This window comes from Aquitalea pelogenes (assembly GCF_001515305.1).
GTDB classification, from domain to species: Bacteria; Pseudomonadota; Gammaproteobacteria; order Burkholderiales; family Chromobacteriaceae; genus Aquitalea; species Aquitalea pelogenes.
Genome location: NZ_LNQV01000013.1, coordinates 58,272 through 76,042 on the forward strand (window position 1 = coordinate 58,272; position 17,771 = coordinate 76,042).

Annotated in this window: 13 protein-coding genes; all 13 read left to right on the forward strand. The window is 54.3% G+C overall.

Annotated elements, in window-relative coordinates:
• Nucleotides 1–2: 2 nt before the first annotated feature.
• The 13 genes from AWT75_RS07630 to AWT75_RS07685 all read left to right on the forward strand — a co-directional run bounded on the left by AWT75_RS07630 (nt 3) and on the right by AWT75_RS07685 (nt 17,470).
• Nucleotides 3–473: a hypothetical protein gene (locus tag AWT75_RS07630; protein ID WP_062788613.1), complete on the forward strand. Its 471-nt coding sequence runs from the start codon at nt 3–5 to the stop codon at nt 471–473.
• Between the two features lie 244 nt (nt 474–717).
• Nucleotides 718–1,431 (forward strand): hypothetical protein, encoded by a 714-nt coding sequence (locus tag AWT75_RS07635; protein WP_062788617.1) that lies wholly within the window; start codon nt 718–720, stop codon nt 1,429–1,431.
• A 220-nt stretch (nt 1,432–1,651) separates the two neighbouring features.
• Nucleotides 1,652–2,443, forward strand: coding sequence for a hypothetical protein (locus AWT75_RS07640; protein ID WP_153013269.1), 792 nt, complete (start codon nt 1,652–1,654; stop codon nt 2,441–2,443).
• 73 nt (nt 2,444–2,516) lie between these two features.
• Nucleotides 2,517–4,523, forward strand: a complete 2,007-nt coding sequence (locus AWT75_RS07645) for a DUF262 domain-containing protein (RefSeq protein WP_062788623.1) — start codon at nt 2,517–2,519, stop codon at nt 4,521–4,523.
• Between the two features lie 263 nt (nt 4,524–4,786).
• The gene (locus AWT75_RS20795) at nt 4,787–5,107 is read left to right on the forward strand and encodes a DUF4258 domain-containing protein (RefSeq protein ID WP_082696000.1); all 321 of its coding nucleotides are present in this window, start codon (nt 4,787–4,789) and stop codon (nt 5,105–5,107) included.
• A gap of 413 nt (nt 5,108–5,520) precedes the next feature.
• On the forward strand, nt 5,521–6,192 hold the full coding sequence (locus AWT75_RS07655; RefSeq protein ID WP_062788627.1) for a vWA domain-containing protein: 672 nt from the start codon (nt 5,521–5,523) through the stop codon (nt 6,190–6,192).
• The gene (locus tag AWT75_RS07660) at nt 6,192–6,884 is read left to right on the forward strand and encodes a PP2C family serine/threonine-protein phosphatase (RefSeq protein WP_062788629.1); all 693 of its coding nucleotides are present in this window, start codon (nt 6,192–6,194) and stop codon (nt 6,882–6,884) included. Before AWT75_RS07655 ends, AWT75_RS07660 begins: the two co-directional genes overlap by 1 nt.
• Before the next feature lie 5 nt (nt 6,885–6,889).
• Complete coding sequence (locus AWT75_RS07665) at nt 6,890–8,347, forward strand: protein kinase domain-containing protein (protein WP_204376899.1); 1,458 nt, start codon at nt 6,890–6,892, stop codon at nt 8,345–8,347.
• Nucleotides 8,299–9,504, forward strand: coding sequence for a hypothetical protein (locus AWT75_RS22100; RefSeq protein WP_204376900.1), 1,206 nt, complete (start codon nt 8,299–8,301; stop codon nt 9,502–9,504). The genes AWT75_RS07665 and AWT75_RS22100 overlap by 49 nt, the downstream gene beginning before the upstream one ends.
• Nucleotides 9,447–11,696, forward strand: coding sequence for a DEAD/DEAH box helicase (locus AWT75_RS07670; protein WP_204376901.1), 2,250 nt, complete (start codon nt 9,447–9,449; stop codon nt 11,694–11,696). Before AWT75_RS22100 ends, AWT75_RS07670 begins: the two co-directional genes overlap by 58 nt.
• A complete protein-coding gene (locus AWT75_RS07675) occupies nt 11,680–13,170 on the forward strand; it encodes a hypothetical protein (RefSeq protein ID WP_062788631.1) in 1,491 nt (496 codons plus the stop codon). Before AWT75_RS07670 ends, AWT75_RS07675 begins: the two co-directional genes overlap by 17 nt.
• Nucleotides 13,170–15,626: an AAA family ATPase gene (locus tag AWT75_RS07680; protein ID WP_062788634.1), complete on the forward strand. Its 2,457-nt coding sequence runs from the start codon at nt 13,170–13,172 to the stop codon at nt 15,624–15,626. The genes AWT75_RS07675 and AWT75_RS07680 overlap by 1 nt, the downstream gene beginning before the upstream one ends.
• A complete protein-coding gene (locus AWT75_RS07685) occupies nt 15,626–17,470 on the forward strand; it encodes a hypothetical protein (protein WP_062788635.1) in 1,845 nt (614 codons plus the stop codon). Before AWT75_RS07680 ends, AWT75_RS07685 begins: the two co-directional genes overlap by 1 nt.
• Nucleotides 17,471–17,771: the final 301 nt, after the last annotated feature.

The window sequence follows — 17,771 nt, forward strand, 5'->3', positions numbered from 1 at the left end:
GAATGGATATTCTCTATTACTGGAAGAAAGCCGACCAGGACATCCTGACCGGCAAAATCGGCTGGCTATGCTCGGAGCAGGGCGTGCTGGCTGAGCTGGCGGCTACGCCCGCTGATTACCTGTGGCTAGTCAAAACCCCTCAGGGGTATAAGGGGCAGCTTGAACTGTTGGGCCGGGTGTGTCTGGTAGACCAGCCAGTGCTGTCGGTGCCGAAACTGGATGCATGCTCGGTGGTGTATTACGACCCGTACCACCGTTACAGCGTCTGGTTTGATGGTGCAGACCCTGCACGTAACCGCTTGCCGCTGACTGCCTGGATGCGCCGTCACTTTCCGTCTGCGATAAGCGGCAACTTCCAGGGCGCTAATGGTGTACAGCCATTACGCGGCGATGTGTTGCTGCAGTTGCAAAAGCTGGCGGCCAGCCTGCCTGCACGACCGTTTAATGAAATGGCTGTCGCCACGTCCTGCTAGCCATTTGTTCATGCCGCTGTGAATAGCGGCCATGCATTGACTATTGCCATGCACAATACTTTTTCAAACCTACATTAATATTGATTTGGGATAATATGCGGCATCTGGCTGCTTGGCATGATGGCCATGGCCGCGTGCAGCATTGCCAGCTGCTTGAGTGGGCAATCTGATTCGCAGTGACACAGCAGTCGAGGTGGTTTGGCGCAATGGCCGGACCACACTTTCAATGAAAACCGGGGATGAAATGAAGCACTACATTCACTTTGGCAAGTCTGCCATTACCCAGATCCTGCTCAATGGTTTCGAGGCGTTCGTCATCAATCACGCCAACCGCAAGCGCAACGGCCTGGAGATGCATGCTTCGCTGTACGGCTACCACGAAGATACCAGTCGTACCCGTCACCACCATGTCGAGTTTGTTTCGGTGGATACCTCGGCGGAAATGACCGGTGGCTATGTGGTGGCTGATCCTGATGCGCAAGCCCTGAAATCGCATCTTGCCCTGGCCATGGATTATCAAGCGCTGGGGGCCATGCATACTCATCCTTACCTGTTGGCTGAAGAGAATGCGAGTCTGGACTTTGTACGACATACGGGTTGTGACTTCTCCCGCGGAGATCGGGATTGCTTTACTGCCAAGCTGCAGGAGCTGCATGCTGCCGGCCAGCAAGGTGCGGAGATTCTGGAAGTCTTGCTGACCATCAAGCAGATGGAACGTCTGAATACCAGCAAGGATGGCTATCTGGATGACCAGGAAAATGTGTTCGAGTTTGCCGTGGGCAATTGCAAGTGCTTCCTGCGGGCGCAGGTGTTCAGCCTGGATGAAGAAGGTGCCCTGCAAGCCGAGTCCAGTGTGCTGAAGTGCGACTACCTGCAAGGTTTTCATCATGTGGCCACTGACTTTGGCCGGGTACGGGTTGTACCAGGCAGGCAGCGCATCCTGGAGCATAAGGTCTGAATCTGTCGGTTTTGCATGGTTGGCTGGCTCCATTCAGGGTGCCAGCTGATCGTCTTCAGTTTCGGCAGTTTGGCCAATAGTCGCAAACAAGGCCGCTAGCGCCATTCCGGGTTCATCCCTCTGAGCATCTTGAGTGCAAGGTGCTTTTCTTCTATCAACAACGTGTTTTCCTATGAAATTTCCGTTTCCATTCCCATCTCTCGCTTTTCGTGCATGCTGTGTGAGTATTTCGTTATTTTCATCGATTGCAATGGCAAGCGAGCAGCCTCATCCACCGCTGGGCATAGTGAAGAGTGCCAGTGATGCGTACCAGAACATGTCGAGTTGTCGTGGTAGTGCAGTGAAAACCCTGTTTGAACGAATGACGGTGCTGGTGGCCGGTCGCTACCGTTGCCAACCCGCTTACGGAGAGGCAAAGGATTATCTGGTGGCCTATTACGGCAAACAGCGATTCTTTATCGAAAACAGTGACGTTTTCATGGTAGATGAAAAGCGTGCGGCTCTCCCTCTGCTGGACGAGCAGAAGCTGGCAAGCCAGGACTTTAGTGAACTGGAGCAATTGGCAGTGGTATACCGTCACCATATTGTCGGTGAGGCACTGAGTGCCTATGCTGCGCCAGCCAAATACGGCATCAGTGTGTTGGCATTTTCTGCATTTGATGAAGGTGAATATGCACACAGCACTGGCTTCCGGCTGCGTGTTTACAACCCTACCAAGAAGACTATCAAGTACATCCGTGTGGAATTGACGGGCATGAATGCAGTGGATGATGTCGTGCGTGACCGTTTCGCCGGGCCTGTGAAAAAAGTGCGAGGCATCGGCCCCATCGAACCACAAGGCATCAGCGAGTACACCTTTGATCACTTGTGGTTTACCGATACGGTGGAGTGGCCAAAGCTGGTTTCACTCAGGGTTGATTATATGGATGGTAGTAGCAAGACCATCAAAAATCTGGGTTTGGTGAAGGTGGCACAGAAGTTTCAGGATGTTGTGGATTGGGAGAACAACTGATTTACCTGAATACCTCGTGCTGAAGCGATTAGATAACTTTCCGGATAACAAGAAAATTGGAGTGTGCTGAACCATGAATCCTGACAAAACCTCAGCTATCGCGCTGTTTAGTGCGCCGCGCCAGTATGTCATTCCCGTGTTCCAGCGTGGCTATGTCTGGACACTGGAAAAACAGATTGCACCGCTATGGGCAGACCTTGAAGAGCGTGCCACGCACTGGCTGGAGCGACAGGCAATACTGGAGTCCAACCCCTCTACGCAACTGGCACCGTTGCGAAAACATTTTCTGGGGTCGGTGGTGCTGGCGCCCATCAGCAATGCATTTGGCCGTGTTACTGCCTATGAAGTGATTGACGGGCAACAGCGCACTACCACGCTGCATTTACTCATCCTGGCATTCCGGCATGCGGCAGGGCATCTGCCTGTGCCAGATATTGCTGAAATGCTTGAACCACTTACTCAGAACGGTGGCACCTTCAAGGTGACAAGCGATGTGCACAAGGTTTGGCCTACCAAGGCCGGGCGAGAAGAGATCCACTTTCTAGACCGGGCTGGCAGTGCAACCGAAATTTGTTCTGAGTTTCCGGCAATAAAAGGCCGGCAGCGTGTTGAGCGACCTCTGATGGTGCAAGGATATTTGTACCTTTACCATGCCATTCGCGCTTTTTTTGCCGGTCTCTCGATGGATGATCCGCGCAATGCCGAGACTGATCAGACCATCTCGGATGCGCTGATTCATTCAGTGCGGCGGGAAAATGAGCCGGCTTTGCCTGTCGGGGAGCTTGCTGAATTTTCCACACGACGCGCAGAGGCCTTGTATATGGCACTTCAGGATGCAGTGCAGATCATGACGCTGACCCTGGAAAACGAAGATGACCCACAGGTGATATTTGAAACACTGAATGCGCGTGGTGAGCCGCTATTGGCATCGGACCTGATTCGCAATTTCGTTTTTCTGGATGCCGCGCGACGTAATCAGGAAGTGGCACCACTGTATGAGCAATACTGGCAAGGGTTTGATGAAGAACGAGACCACAATGACAAGGTGACGGCTAATCGCTACTGGCGCGAGAAGGAACGCTCCGGGCGCATTACCTACCCGCGTATCGACCTGTTCTTCTATCACTACACCATCTTGCGCCGTAAGCAGGAAACCAAGGTTTCACATGTTTTCCAGGGATTCAAGGAGTGGTGGCAAAGTGGAAATAAGAATGTTGCAGCAGAGCTGGCAAGCATTGTTACCTGCAGTGGCTATTTCAAAGAGTTGATCTCTCCTGAGGGCACGGGTTTCCTGGCGGAGTTTGCCCGGCTGGTAAAGGTGCTGGATGTAAGCACTTTGACACCGGTCTATCTGTTCTTGCGCGAACATTACCAGGCTGATGATCCTGCCTTGCGGCAGGTGCTGGCGGACCTGGCTTCTTATCTGGTGCGACGCGCTGTTTGTGGGTTTACCACCAAGAGTTACAACCGCACATTCCTGCGTTTGTTGGAAGTGCTGACCGCTCCTGGCGCGGGTGATCCGGCCATCGAAGCACGTACTTATCTGCTTGGACTGGGAGGGAATAGCCAGTGTTGGCCAGATGACCAGGACTTTGCAGAATACTGGCATTCCCGGCCGGTATATAACGAGCTGCGACCAGCAAAAACCGCAGCGGTATTGCGGGCATTAGAAGTGCAGGGTCGTGGCCGTAAGCAGGAGACAGAAGTGGTTGCAACGGTTGATAAGTTGTCCGTCGAGCATGTTCTGCCTCAAGGCTGGGGAAATACTTCTTACTACCCGCTAAGTAACAATCATGAAGATGCGGTGCCCAGGCGTAACCAGTTACTTCAAACCTTTGGCAATCTCACCTTGCTGACGCAGAGTTTGAACAGTGCTGTCAGTAACGGTCCATTCCTTGAGCAGCTGGACGGCGAAAAAATCATCCCGGGCAAACGCAACCAGATTTGTGGTCAAAGTGTGCTGACCATGAATGCCTATTTCCAGAATCTAGTTGCCTGGTCAGACAATGACATCCGAGCCCGTTCGGAAATCCTGTTTCAGCAAGCCTTGCTGTTATGGCCCAAGCCGCCGGTGACTTAGCCTTTTGCGGCTTATCTCGCCCCAGGATACTGCCTGTTGCTTTTGCAATAGGCAGTTTTTTTGGCCAAAAGCCGGTCACGGGTTGTAAAAAAATTTATCAAAGGCAGCATTTTTTATTTTTTAATGCGCGCGTCCTGCGTGTGTTAATTAATAGCTTATTGGTAAGTGTTTGATATTGATGAAAAAATACTTTGCCGGACAGGTGTGGCGGTCTTGGCACGCTTCTGGCTGTATTGCAAGTATGCCCAAACAGGAGCCGCGTCATGATAACCGCATCACCGCAAGCCCTTGCCAATCATCCTCTGGTACCGCACGCGTGGCAGCGTATGCAGCAGCGTGGCATTCGCCCTGCACTGGTTGAGCAGGTGCTACGTTATGGACGCGCTGTTTATGCGCGGGGCCTTTTGTTTCGGGTTATCGGTCGGCGTGAGGTGGATTTCTTTGCCACTCGCGGCATTAATTTGCGCGCGGCGGAAGGTGTGCACGTGCTGGTGCAGCCAGACGGCTCTGTCCTTACCACCTATCGCAACCATGACTTGCGCGCCATACGTCCACGCAAACGTAAGCATTCGATGCATCAATGATTCCGGGCGCTTTCAGTATCCAAGCTGAGCATATCGGTTGTCAGCGGCCTGTCTCTGCTTTGACGCGTCAGTCAGACCTATTGTTTGGAGATGCAAGGTGGGGAATGTTGCCGTTAGACCACCTGCAATGGATGCGGCCACGACAGCCGGTTGTTTGTACTCAACGCGAATAGGTCCGGATATTTAATCGAGGTGTTTGACTATGCTCATGACAAATATCTGGTATTTTAATTATGTTAAATACATGGATTGGTTGTTTCCACTTTTGATTGAGTGTTGTAAAAATCTTCCACGTAAGTTGCAGTCTGCATTTTGAGTGGGTCTGCATATTGCTTTAGTGTCTGATTTTATTCTGGTTTTCTTTTGTAGTGTAACTGGATTCGAATTTACGCATACCCGCCAAGGAAAGATAGATGGTTCAACTCAAAAAATTCCAGGAGCAAACCGCCCGCCCGCTGCCGATTATTGTGCTGGCTGATACCAGCGGCAGCATGTCGGTAGAAGGAAAAATCGAGGCCCTTAACAAGGGGCTCAAGGACATGATTACCAGTTTTGCCAGCGAGAGCCGCCTACGTGCGGAGATTCAGGTCAGTGTGATCACCTTTGGTGGTAGCCAGGCGGCGTTGAGCCTGCCGTTGACCCCTGCCCATCAACTACAAGGCTTTACCCCGCTGCTGGCAGACGGCATGACCCCGCTGGGTGCTGCTTTGTCGCTGGCTAGCGAGATGATAGAGGACAAGGATTGCATTCCTTCCCGCGCTTACCGGCCGGTCATCGTGTTGGTGTCCGATGGCTATCCCACTGATGACTGGCAAGTGCCATTTGAACGTTTGTTAAATGGCGAGCGTTCTTCCAAGGCCACGCGTTTTGCCATGGGCATCGGTGCGGATGCGGATGTCTCAATGCTTAGCGATTTCACCAACGATCCTGAAGCACCGCTGTTTCGTGCCGAGAATGCCCGTGATATTCATCGCTTCTTCCGTGCGGTGACGATGAGCGTGAGTGCTCGCAGCCAATCGTCGACGCCAAATCAACCCACACCGTTGCAGATCACTGGCGGTGATGACCAAGACTGGGAGTTCTGATGCGGCTGTTGGCCGGTGGGGCTTCGGTGCGAGGCCCAGCGCATCAGCAGGATGGGCTGCCCAACCAGGATGCGCTTTGCGTCAGTGGTATCCGTGGCGGTTGGTGCATCGCAGTCGCAGACGGTTTGGGAAGTCGGCCGCTTAGCCATATCGGTTCGCAGAAAGTCGTCCAACTCATCAGGCAGCTGGCCCGGCAGCGGCAAGACCGGGGACATGGCGAGGTAGTGCAAGTCTTGCGTGATGCTTGGCTGGCACATTTTGGTGATCGTTACCGGGCCTACGAAACCACCTGTCTGTGGGCTTGGGTGGATTCCTCCGGGCGGGGTGTGGCTGGTCAGGTTGGCGATGGCCTGTTACTCGTCAGAAGTCAGGGGGTGTTCAAAGTGCTGACAGATCAACGCCAGGGCTTTGGCAACCAGACCAAGACCTTGGGGCAAGCTGATCAACGGGCATGCTGTAGCACTCAGCTTGTGTTGAGCCTGCCTGGCGATGGTGTGTTGCTACTGACAGACGGCATTTCGGATGACCTGGTTTCAGGGCAGCTCGAATCATTCTTTGATGCCATTTACCAGCGTCAGTTGCGCTGCAGCAAACGTCGAATGCGTCAGTGGCTGACAACAGAGCTGCATGGCTGGTCTACGCCATGCCATGGCGATGACAAGACCATTGCTGGAATTTTCAGAACGGATTGAAGTAGATGACTGCAACAACAGCAGCGCAAAAAAAGCGCGTGGTACAGGACACCAAAGGCACGATTTATGAGCTTGGGGCAGAGATAAGCCGGGGTGGGCAGGGTATCGTCTACCAGACCCAGTATCCGCTGGTATTGATCAAAGGCTTTACCAACAAAGATGAACAAGCTCGCCAACGCTGGCAGCGCCATATTGCCTGGCTTGTTCGGCAAGATTTGAGTGACCTGAAACTGGCCAGGCCGCTGGCACTGCTGGCAGAGCCGCGTTGTGGCTATGTGATGGAGCTGATGGATGGCCTCGTGCCGTTGCAAAGCCTGCTGGAGAGTTTCATTCAGGCCGAGGGTGAGATGCTTGCCGATTATCTACGCCAGGGTGGATTGCGGCGCCGTGTCCGGATCTTGAGCCAGTTAGCAAGAACCCTGAACCAGTTACACGCACGCGGCATGCTGTATGGCGACCTGTCGCCAAGCAATATCTTTGTCTCGGATGACCCTGCCCATGCGGAAACCTGGCTTATCGACTGCGACAACATCAGTCTGGAAGCACATAGCGGATTGACCTTGCACACGGCGGATTATGGTGCGCCCGAGGTAGTGCGCGGTGAAGCGTTGCTGTCCAGCCTGACCGACTGCTGGAGTTTTGCCGTCATCGCCTATCTGTTGTTGACCCATAACCACCCGTTCAAGGGCGAGTTGGTCTCTGATGGCGAGCCCGAGGAAGAGGAGGCGGCGCTGCGTGGTGAGCATCCCTGGATTTATGAGCAGCAGGATGATGCCAATCAGTGTTTTGCCAACCTGCCTATCCAGTTGATTGAGCATAGCCGGTTGCCTGCTTTGTTCAGTCGTTGTTTTGAGCAAGGCCGCTACCACGCTTGTGAACGGCCGAGCATGGCCGAGTGGCTGGAGGCATTGACGGAAATTGATGAGCGCCTTTACGACTGCGCCAGTTGCGGTGGCAGCACGCTGCTGTCTGCCGAACTTGCCTCTGTGAATGAGGTGTCATGCTTTTTTTGTGACGAACCTGCGGATCAGCGACTGGTGTTGTTCGAGGAGTTGATTGAGGAACCGGCGCAGGGTGATGGCCAAGCAATGGAGCCGGATACGCTGATGGCAACCGGCCGCAAGGTTTGGTTACAACCGGGAGACAAGCTGGAGCTCAAGCGCCTGATGCCTACGTTCAGCTATGACCGTTGCCGGCCGACCATGTCCGCATTGAGTATACCGAGCAGGGGCTTGGTATCCATCCCTTACCGCAGGGCAAACTGCATCTGCAGCGAGGGGGGGCAAAAAAGCTACTGGAGCGTTATCAGGGTCTCAAGGAAAACCTGCGCGGGCAGCATGAGGAGCCTTACCGGATCCATATCGGAGAGCTGGATGAGACCCATGTCATTTGGCAGTTCAGGTGGTGATGAAGTATGGAACTTAAAGACTTTCCCATGCTGTCCGAGGATGTGCTGGCACTGAGTAGCGATGAGCCTATCGATGGTTTCTTGGCCGGGCAGGCGATCTTTCTTCAGAGCTATCAGGATGAATGGCTGGCGACTCAAGGGGACTTGCGTGTCCGGGTCAACTGCACAGCAGCCGACCAGGGCCTGTTTAGTCGTTTGGTACTGCGCGATCAGAGTCGCTGGCTGCTGACCAGTAAACAAGGTAGCAAACTGCTGGTGCAGTACTGTGCACCGGTTGAAGTCTCCGCCATGAATCTTGAACTGGGGGTGGACGAGCTGATTGCCGATGACCTCTATGTCAAGCAGGAAATTGCCGAGAACAGCATCGACCGTGCCTGCCAGTGGTTGTCGGCGCAGTTTCTGGTGAGTGGGTTGGCCGAGGGCGACTGGCTCACAGTCGCACGCTTCAGCAATAGCGCCTCACAAGGAGGCTTTCAATTGCTGGGCAAAGGTTGGCGCGCTGATGTGGAGCAACGGCAGGACCGCGGACTGCTTATCAAGCGCCTTACTCGCCATTCGCGTCGCGACGGTACTTTCTCCTTGCTGATAGGCCAGTTTGCGTTCTGTGATGTCTCCGTTGCGGCAACGCTCAACAGCGCGAGTCAGCAGGCGTTGCTGGACGCTACCTTGCGTGACAGTGCCAGCTATTTGGAGTTGTGGAATCTCTACAACGAGAAGGAGTGGCAGACTGCTTTGCAGCGGGCGGAAAGCCTGCGCTCACTGCGTTTTGTGCGATGTGAGGGAGAGGAAGATGGGCGTGAAAACGTCTGGCGTCTGACGCCGAAATCGCCGGATGATTATCGGGAGTTTCGTCAGCGATGGCGCAATCTTGGATTGCCAAGCGACACCCAGTTCGACCTGGGAGACGAACGGCCTGACTGGGGGGAAGAGCTGGCCATTGACGAGTCGAAAAAGGCAGCAAGCATACCGCGTGGCACCATCACTTTTGAGCCTGACTGTGTCGTGTTCAGGACTGCCTCAAGTCGGCGTGATGTCCGCCCGAAACAGGGTGAAGGCTGGCTCTATCTATCTCTGGCGGGCCAGCGCTCAGTAGGCAAGCGACGGCTTGCGGCCAAGCAGTCCATTGACTCGGGCAAGCGTTTGACTCAATTGAGGTGGCTGCTGGAAGGGGTGGCGGTGCCCTCTGCCGGCGCCGGACTATCAAAGGGCTGACCCCTTATGCGCAGGAAGCTTTCAAGGGGGGAAAGCCAACAGATAAGCAGATTCTAGCCCTGGATGCCGCGCTGAATACCCCCGATCTGGCCATTATCATCGGCCCACCCGGTACCGGCAAAACGCAGGTAATCGCGGCTTTGCAGCGTCGTCTGGCGGAGGAGACAGAGGAAAGAAAGATTGCTGCGCAAGTGCTGATCAGCAGCTTTCAGCACGATGCAGTAGATAACGCGCTGGATCGAAGCGATGTGTTTGGTTTGCCTGGCGCGCGCGTCGGCGGTAAGCGGGGGGCGGGCGATGAGGAGTCGCTGATCGCGCCCTGGCTTGAGCAACGTGTGGCCCATTTGCAGGAAAAAATTGCCAAGGAGTACAGCCAGTATCCAGCGCTAGAACGTGTCCGGGAGCTGTCCACCAAGCTGGCGCTGGCGCGAATTGTCGGTGCATCGCCCGCTCAACAAGCAGAAACATTCGAAGGCGTTCTGGATGGACTGCAAGCGTTGGCGCACAGCGGTCTGCTCTTGTCGTCCAAGCTGGAAAGTCAGCTCGAAGACTATATCGCGCAACTAAAGATGCAGCAGCCCAACCCGGCCGGGAGCCGGCCGGATGCGGAGGCCTTGAAACGTATTCGCGCCTTACGCGTTGAGGCCTGCTCATTTGCTGACGATGGTGCCGAGCGAGCCTGGGATCTACTCAGCTGGTTGAAGCGTGATGGCCAAGGTAACAGTGCTGAGCTGATGGCATGGCTGCAAACCGCTGCGGATTGCTCGCAGCCGACAGCGTCGATGTTGCAAGCGCTTGCCGCATGCCAGGATCAACTACTCGAACAGTATTTGCCCGACTACCGGCCACCGGAATTGAAGCGTCAGACAGACCCTGAAGGTCTGGCCCTGCTTGATGAAATTGACCGGCATTTGGAGAACACGCTACGTCAGCGCAAGCAGGGGGTGGCCTGGGTGCTGGAACAGCTTTCCGATAGCCTGGAGATGGACCGCGCAGCGGCCCATGCGGTGGTCAATGAGTATTCCATGGTGGTGGGGGCAACCTGCCAGCAAGCGGCGGGCCGGCAGATGGCCAGTCTGAAATCCGTAGCCGGGCTGGATAGCACTGATATTGAGTTCGATACCGTGGTGATTGATGAGGCGGCACGGGCCAATCCGCTGGACCTGTTTGTGCCGATGTCCATGTCCAAGCGGCGCATTATCCTTGTGGGGGACGACCGGCAGTTGCCGCACATGCTGGAGCCTGACATTGAGGGGCAGCTGCAGGAAGAGCATCAACTGACGGAGCGGCAGCTGATTGCCTTTCGCTCCAGCCTGTTCGAACGCATGCGCTTGAAACTGCAAGCGCTAGAGAAGCAGGACACCAATCCCCGGGTCGTGATGCTGGATACCCAGTTCCGTATGCATCCGATTCTTGGCAGTTTCGTCAGCGAACAGTTCTACGAGAAAGATGGTATGGGCAAGGTGAACGCCGGCCGAGCAGCGGAAGAGTTTGCGTTCTCCGAGTCGTTGCTGAACGCACTGGGCGAACTGGCTCCGCTCTATCGAGACCGGGTTTGCCAGTGGATTGATGTATCTGCGGCCCAGGGTAAAGATCAGCGCCTTCAGCCTGGGACGAGCCGAATCCGCGATAGTGAGGCGCAGCGCATTGCAGAAGAGGTGGTCAGGCTGATGCAGGCCGGCGGTGACAGCCTTTCAATAGGTGTCATCACCTTTTATGCGGCGCAGCGTGATTTGATCATGGAGAAACTCGCTCAGCACAGAATAGACGGTGTGCCGTTGATGGAACAGCGTAACGGCACTTATGAGCCGCACGAGCATTTCAAATGGATCAGAAAGATGCGGGGTGATGGCTCGGTCAGTCTGGAGGAGCGGCTGCGGGTGGGCTCAGTCGACGCCTTCCAAGGCAAGGAATTTGATGTGGTCTTGTTGTCCTGTGTCCGTACCTATGAGCAGGGAAAACCACGACAGGTGAGCGGTAATACTGACACAGATCGTGAGAAACAATTGAATCGCCAGTTTGGCTTTCTCCGCTTGCCCAACCGTATGAACGTGGCCATGAGTCGACAAAGACAAATGCTGATTTGTGTGGGGGATGCGGCATTGGCAACCTGCGCTGAAGCGAAAGAGGCTGTACCTGCATTGGCTGCCTTTTACCAGATGTGCGGAGGTACGCATGGCAGTATTCGTTGAAACCGGTACCTACCTCAGGTTCGATTCTCTCCGGGGAGGCAAGAAATGTCCGGTACTCTGGCCTGTGCTGGTGCATCGCGTGCTTTATCCTGAAGCCAGACGACCGCAGTTGAATCTGTTTCAGCGTGCGGTACTGGGCTTGATTCGTGCGCGCACTGTCCAGGTTGAGGCCATCGCAGAACTGACAGGGCTGCACCAGAACCTGATCAAGCTGATTTTGGCACAGGGCGTGAGTAACGGCTGGCTGTTGGAAGATGCGCAGAGCCTGACGGCTAATGGGGAGCGCCTGCTAGATGACGAGGAAACAGACGATGCCCAGCTGAAGTCCGGCTATTTGCTGCAAGATGCCTTGACGGGGCAGTTCTGGCCGCGCCTGCTGCCTCAGCTAAACCTACTGGAGCCGCAGGATCCGCTGGCCCGCTTCCCGGCATTTCTGGTGGACAGGAAGACCGGTCAAACCATCAGGCCGTACATGATAAGTAGTGGGAAGTTGGATCTGCAGCCACTCGATCATGAGTCCCTAACACTGGCCTACCGGGATTATCGCGAAGACTATCGCGCCAGCCAGCAGCTGGGGCAGGGTAGCCAACAGTCGAAGCAAATCCGTCTGCACGGGGTGCAGCGACTGGATGATGTACCGCAATCGGCAAGGCTTCTTGTTTGGCTTACTGCGGATGACGATGGCAGTGATCTGTGGTCGGCCAAGGACCCATTTGAATTGCGTGAAAAGGCCTGGTGGCTGCAGGACACACTGCTGGACGTTATTGAGAGTGATCACGGGCTGCTGAAGCGACTTGAGCCCTTGGTGGGGGTGCCACGTGCCGATAATCAAACTTTCGAGCAGTGGCGGGACGCATTGCACAAGCAGACTGAGCTGCAAGTACTGATAGCGTTTCCCTGGGTTGAGCGTCAGCCAGATATCAAGCGCCATTTGGTAGCACTGCTGGTGCGCCAAGAGAAACTCCAGCAAGGCGACAGCCGCGACCAGGAGTTGGATGCGGCAATGATGGAGTGCCAAAAGCTGCTTGAGGTTGTCATGCAATGGCTGATTCGTCAGTACCCGGCTGACGTTGGGCGGCTACCCAAACAGCAACGGTTCGACCCGACGCACAATCAGCAGATTCTCTCAGCATTACAGCTGCCAGCCTTTACCGAGGATGTCATCAGGCTGCTGTCCAGGCAGAAGATCGAACAAGTTATCCGGGCTTGCTCCAAGCCTAGTGACTCACTCAAGGCACTCCTGTTTGCCGCTGCCATGGGGACGCTACAAGCGCCGCAGCACCCGCTCAAGCTGCTGGGTAATCGGGAACTGCAATTGGACAAGCTCATGGAGCTTGCGAACCTGCGTAATCAGAGCAGCCACGCTCAAAGCCGTTTTACCGGGCGGGAAACAACGCAACTCACTAGTCGTGTGGCGCTGGACAGTATCCAGTATGCGCTGGGCTTTACTGCATATTTTAAGGAATGGATGTAATGGCGAAGAAGAATTCGAACAAGTATGGCGGTTCGCAGATACCCGTAGCCGCACCTGTCGCAGCAGGAGTGCAGCGTTCCGTGCTGGAGAAAATGGTCCCTGTCTGGACGGCTTCATTTGAGAATGCCTCCAAGGTTTACCAGTCGTTTGATATGAAGCTTGATATCAAGGTTGATTCTGCTTGGTTACTGAGCGTGTGTGAGCGTTTCCGCGCCGGCGGTGACGGTGAACTTGCCAAGTGGATTGAGCAGTTTGCCCATGTGTGCAAAGAGCTTGTCCGGCTAAAGGAGCGTTTTTTCGAAGAAGCCACCGAAAATTGGGACGAGGCGAGAAATTTTGCTTTAACGGTTGAAGAACGCGAGCAAGCCGTAACGAAACAACAGCAGACGCTTGAACAAGCGGCCGCTATTTTGGCGTGCGACCAGGCTGAGCTGGCCAGTGAGCAGCAAGTGCTTGCCAGCAAGAAGTCAGCGCTGCTGGACAGTGAGCGTTCCTTGAGCTTGCGTGAAGCAAACGCACAAGCGGATTTTGCTGAGCAAAACGAGCTGGCGTTACGCCAGTTAGAGGATCGTCAGCGTCAACTGGCTCAGCAGCATGAAGCCCAGCTGCAACAGTTGCAGGAACAGAAACGCCAGCTGGAGAGCGAACTCACGCAGACCACCAGGCGGCTGGCGGAGGTAAAGCGCAACTGTACTGAGGCGGAGGCTGAGCGTACTCAGCAGTTGGACCAGCGCGAGCACGAAATAGCGCAGAGCAGAATGGCGCTTGATCGCGCACGTAGCAGGCTTGACCGCGAATGGGATGACATCAAGCTGGCACAGCGTGATCTGGAGCAGCGCATTGCTGCGGAAATGGAAGCCGAGCGCGTGAGTCATCAGCAAGCCATTGCCCGCCTGGAGCGTCAGCGTGACAAGGCTTGGGAAAAATCTGATGGCCTGAATGAGCAACTGGCAGAGCTGCAGGGGCTGAGAGCGGAACTGGGAGAGCAGTCAGCCGCGGAGGTTCTGGCGCAGCTGGAGCGCTTGCGGCAGGAAAACCGAGACCTTAAGCGTAAACTGGAGCAGTCCGACACCGCGGAGTTGCAGCACGAAGTTGAATATTTGCGCAGTAGCAAGGCTGATCTGGAACTCGAGATCTCTACGCTGCGGCCGGAGCTAGATGAGCTGCGGCGAGAGCAGAGCATCAAGCGCGTTGCCGCAACTGAGCTGGAGGCTGTGGCGCGCGAGAAGCGCGTGCTGGAGCAGCACAAGAATACGCTGGCTGTGCATATCGATGATCTTGAGAGCCGAATCCAGCAGCTCACCAATGCACAGAAAACCCAGACGCCGTTCCCGGCCATGTCGCTTATGGACTCGGAACATCAGTATCGAGCCAGTATGGAGCTGGATGAAGTGCCTGATCTCAAGCTGTTTGCCGAGGAGCTACAGCACCGGATCGCCAGTGCTGAAAAGCATGTAGAGCTGTTTTACCCACTGGAAGATATTCGTGTACTGCTTGGTGGCCTGGCCATGAGCCAACTACATGTATTCCAAGGTATTAGCGGAACGGGCAAAACAAGTCTGGCTAAGGCGTTTGCCAAGGCAATGGGGGGCTTTTGTACGGACATCGCGGTGCAGGCCGGGTGGCGTGATCGCGACGATCTGCTAGGACATTACAACGCTTTCGAGCGGCGCTTTTATGAGAAGGACTGTTTACAAGCGCTGTACCAGGCACAGACCCCGCGTTGGCAGGATACCTGTAATGTCATCTTGCTGGATGAAATGAATCTTTCTCGCCCCGAGCAGTATTTTGCCGAGTTCCTCTCTGCGTTGGAGAAGAACAATCGGGATGAACGCTTGATCAGTCTGTCCGAGACGGCCCTGCCAAATGCACCCGCCATGCTGCGTGAGGGGCGCAAGATTCTGGTTCCAGAGAATGTCTGGTTCATTGGCACAGCCAACCACGACGAAACCACCAATGAACTGGCCGACAAGACCTATGATCGTGCTCATGTAATGACACTGCCCAAGCAGGATCATAGCTTCACTATCAATAAAACGACGCCGGCAAGCTTCTCCTATAGCTCCCTTCGCAAGGCATTTGTTCGCGCCCGCAAAGAGAAAAAGGGCGTGGTTGTTGAGTTGTTGCAGCGTTTGACTGGGGATGCCTTCACTGAACAGCTGGCTAGTCAATTTGCGCTGGGTTGGGGTAACCGCTTTGAGAAGCAGGCGCTGGATTTCATCCCGGTGATGCTGGCCTGCGGAGCCTCTACTGGCGAGGCGCTAGATCATCTGCTGTCTACCCGTGTCATGCGTTCGGGCAAGGTTACTGGCCGGTACAACGTCAGTATTGATGCTGTAAGAGGGCTGAAGGATGCCCTTGAGACATTCTGGATCAAGGCAAACCTTGCTGGAGAGCCTGCAAAATCATTGGAGTTATTGGCTGCCGATATTCGTCGTTTGGAAGGCCGCAGCTAATGTACCTGGATAGACTGACAGGGGAGCAGTGTCATCAGCTACCCACCGTTATTGAGCCAGGGCGCTATCAGCTTGCTTCCAGCGGCCTGGTCTTTAATGGTCATACATCATCTTTTTCAGGTGTTCTGGTCAGTGATGGGAGTGATCGCTGTCTGCTGGGGGGGGAGGCGCACACTTTTGTTATGCCGCAGCCGTCCCAGGCTGCCAGTGCAGCGTTACTGTCCAAAACGGTCGAGTCGATAGACAAGGCGATTGACGCTGATAAACAGCCGTCGGCGTTGGTTTCACCGTTAATGCCTGCCGCAATCATCGATGATCAGAGTCGTCTTCTTCCCTTCGAAGTGTGTTTGCTGGATGTCATGCAACAAGGACACCTGCATCACATATCGCAACGACCACGCCGCGACCTGCACTATGAAGATGAAGTGGTTGATATCGCGCGTGCGCGACGACTGGCAAAAGGGGCATTGGTGCATTTGTCATCGCACTCGGAGTGCTGGCAGCGGCAAACCCTAAGTGGCGTGATTCCCAAAAAAGTGCTTGCGCGTTTTAGTGATGATGACTATGACATCTACGAAAACCGCGTCTATGCACGACTGTTAGATAAAATCGAGCGCTACTTGCGTTATCGTCTGTCCACTTTGGAGAGCTTGCAGACAACCCTGGCGCAGGCGCTGGAGTTTTACCAATCAGAAGATATTGACTATCGTCTTTCGCACGAAATTTGCCGGCTGTGGGGGAAAACATTTGATCAGGATGCGACCGCCAAAGTGTCGGCGCTGCTGTCCCAAACGCTGCAAACGCTGCAACGTCTCCACAAGATGGTTCTGGGTCTCAAGCAAAGTGGCCTGTATTTAGTCGTTAGCTGCCAAGCTCAGGTGACCGGTTCCTTGCATCTGACGAATATCCTTTGCCATGATCCTCATTATCGGCATGTGGCGGCGTTGTGGGACTTGCTGAATAAGACGGTGCTAAGTCATAAAGCCTCTCCTGCAGAACAGCTTGAACATAATCAATACCTGGTAGGTGCCTATTCGCGTTATGCCGGTCTTGTACTGCGGCATGCATTACTTCCCTATCTGGATGGAAATAATGAGGGAGTCTGGGCAGGAAGGGCTATACGACTCCAACAGAGTGGGTTGGAGTGGCAGTTGGTATGCCTTGCTATTGGTGAGCATGCTGGGGAGGAGGTCTTGTTGACGGTGGTACCTTGGTTCAGCAGCCTACCGCGGCCTGAGGCACTACAGCCATGCCCTGAGAATAGGTTCATCGCCTGGCCTGGCAATGACCAGGCGCCTGATCAGGCTAGCTATCATCAGGGCTGGATTTTACTTTCACCATCTGACATGTACTGTGTGGAGCGCTTTGGGCAACTTGTTGATCAAGTGCTCTACCAAAAGGCTCTGCTTTTCTACGGGCGGCCCCTCACCAAAATACCGGAAAAGGTTTTGACTTTGGCTGACGGTATGCCTGGTGTGAAGGTTGACCATCAGGCACATTCACTGGTGCTACAGGAGACTGTGCCGGACGAGCTGGTTAATAAATTGAAAAATGCGCTTATAGCAGAAAATGCAACCCAGCAAAGTTGTGGGCTGGAGCAGCGTAATTTGATGCTACGTGCTTTTGAAAAATGTCCGGTATGCAATGAAAAAGTTCAGCTCGCCTTCCAAAAACCTGCAGGTTTCAGAGCAAATTGTAAGGAGTGTGGGACGGAACGCTATCTGCGGGAATCAAACGGTGTTTTTGTATTTGACCAAAAGATTTCTGGGGGTGAAGGCTTTTTGAAAGTAGGGCGTAGGGCATTTTCCATTCAGATACAGCGCCAGCCGTACAGTAGGTCTTGAAGACATAGCAGCCTGCCGCACCAGGTCGATGGTAGACCTGGTGCGGCCCATTTAAGCTTGTTTTCTTTCTGTTTGTACATCGCAATGGCTTTGTATCGGTGTGGGAGTGGCCCGGACCGGTTGCGTACCTCCAATAAAGCGCGAGATGTCCGTGCGCTCTGGAAAAATCCTCCAATAAATTTATTTTTCATAAAATAATTTACTTCGTTACCCATGGTTTATTTTCTGAATTTCCTGCAAGTCGCTGAAAGTTAATAACTTTTAATCCGTCACTTCGCGTGCCAGTCCTTGGCACGCTTAT

Coding starts and splice junctions, on each gene's coding strand:
- AWT75_RS07635 (WP_062788617.1), top strand. CDS start 718: ATGAAGCACTACATTCACTTTGGCAAGTCTGCCATTACCCAGATCCTG.
- AWT75_RS07685 (WP_062788635.1), top strand. CDS start 15,626: ATGTACCTGGATAGACTGACAGGGGAGCAGTGTCATCAGCTACCCACC.
- AWT75_RS07675 (WP_062788631.1), top strand. CDS start 11,680: ATGGCAGTATTCGTTGAAACCGGTACCTACCTCAGGTTCGATTCTCTC.
- AWT75_RS07630 (WP_062788613.1), top strand. CDS start 3: ATGGATATTCTCTATTACTGGAAGAAAGCCGACCAGGACATCCTGACC.
- AWT75_RS07660 (WP_062788629.1), top strand. CDS start 6,192: ATGCGGCTGTTGGCCGGTGGGGCTTCGGTGCGAGGCCCAGCGCATCAG.
- AWT75_RS07645 (WP_062788623.1), top strand. CDS start 2,517: ATGAATCCTGACAAAACCTCAGCTATCGCGCTGTTTAGTGCGCCGCGC.
- AWT75_RS07665 (WP_204376899.1), top strand. CDS start 6,890: ATGACTGCAACAACAGCAGCGCAAAAAAAGCGCGTGGTACAGGACACC.
- AWT75_RS07680 (WP_062788634.1), top strand. CDS start 13,170: ATGGCGAAGAAGAATTCGAACAAGTATGGCGGTTCGCAGATACCCGTA.
- AWT75_RS22100 (WP_204376900.1), top strand. CDS start 8,299: ATGGAACTTAAAGACTTTCCCATGCTGTCCGAGGATGTGCTGGCACTG.
- AWT75_RS20795 (WP_082696000.1), top strand. CDS start 4,787: ATGATAACCGCATCACCGCAAGCCCTTGCCAATCATCCTCTGGTACCG.
- AWT75_RS07655 (WP_062788627.1), top strand. CDS start 5,521: ATGGTTCAACTCAAAAAATTCCAGGAGCAAACCGCCCGCCCGCTGCCG.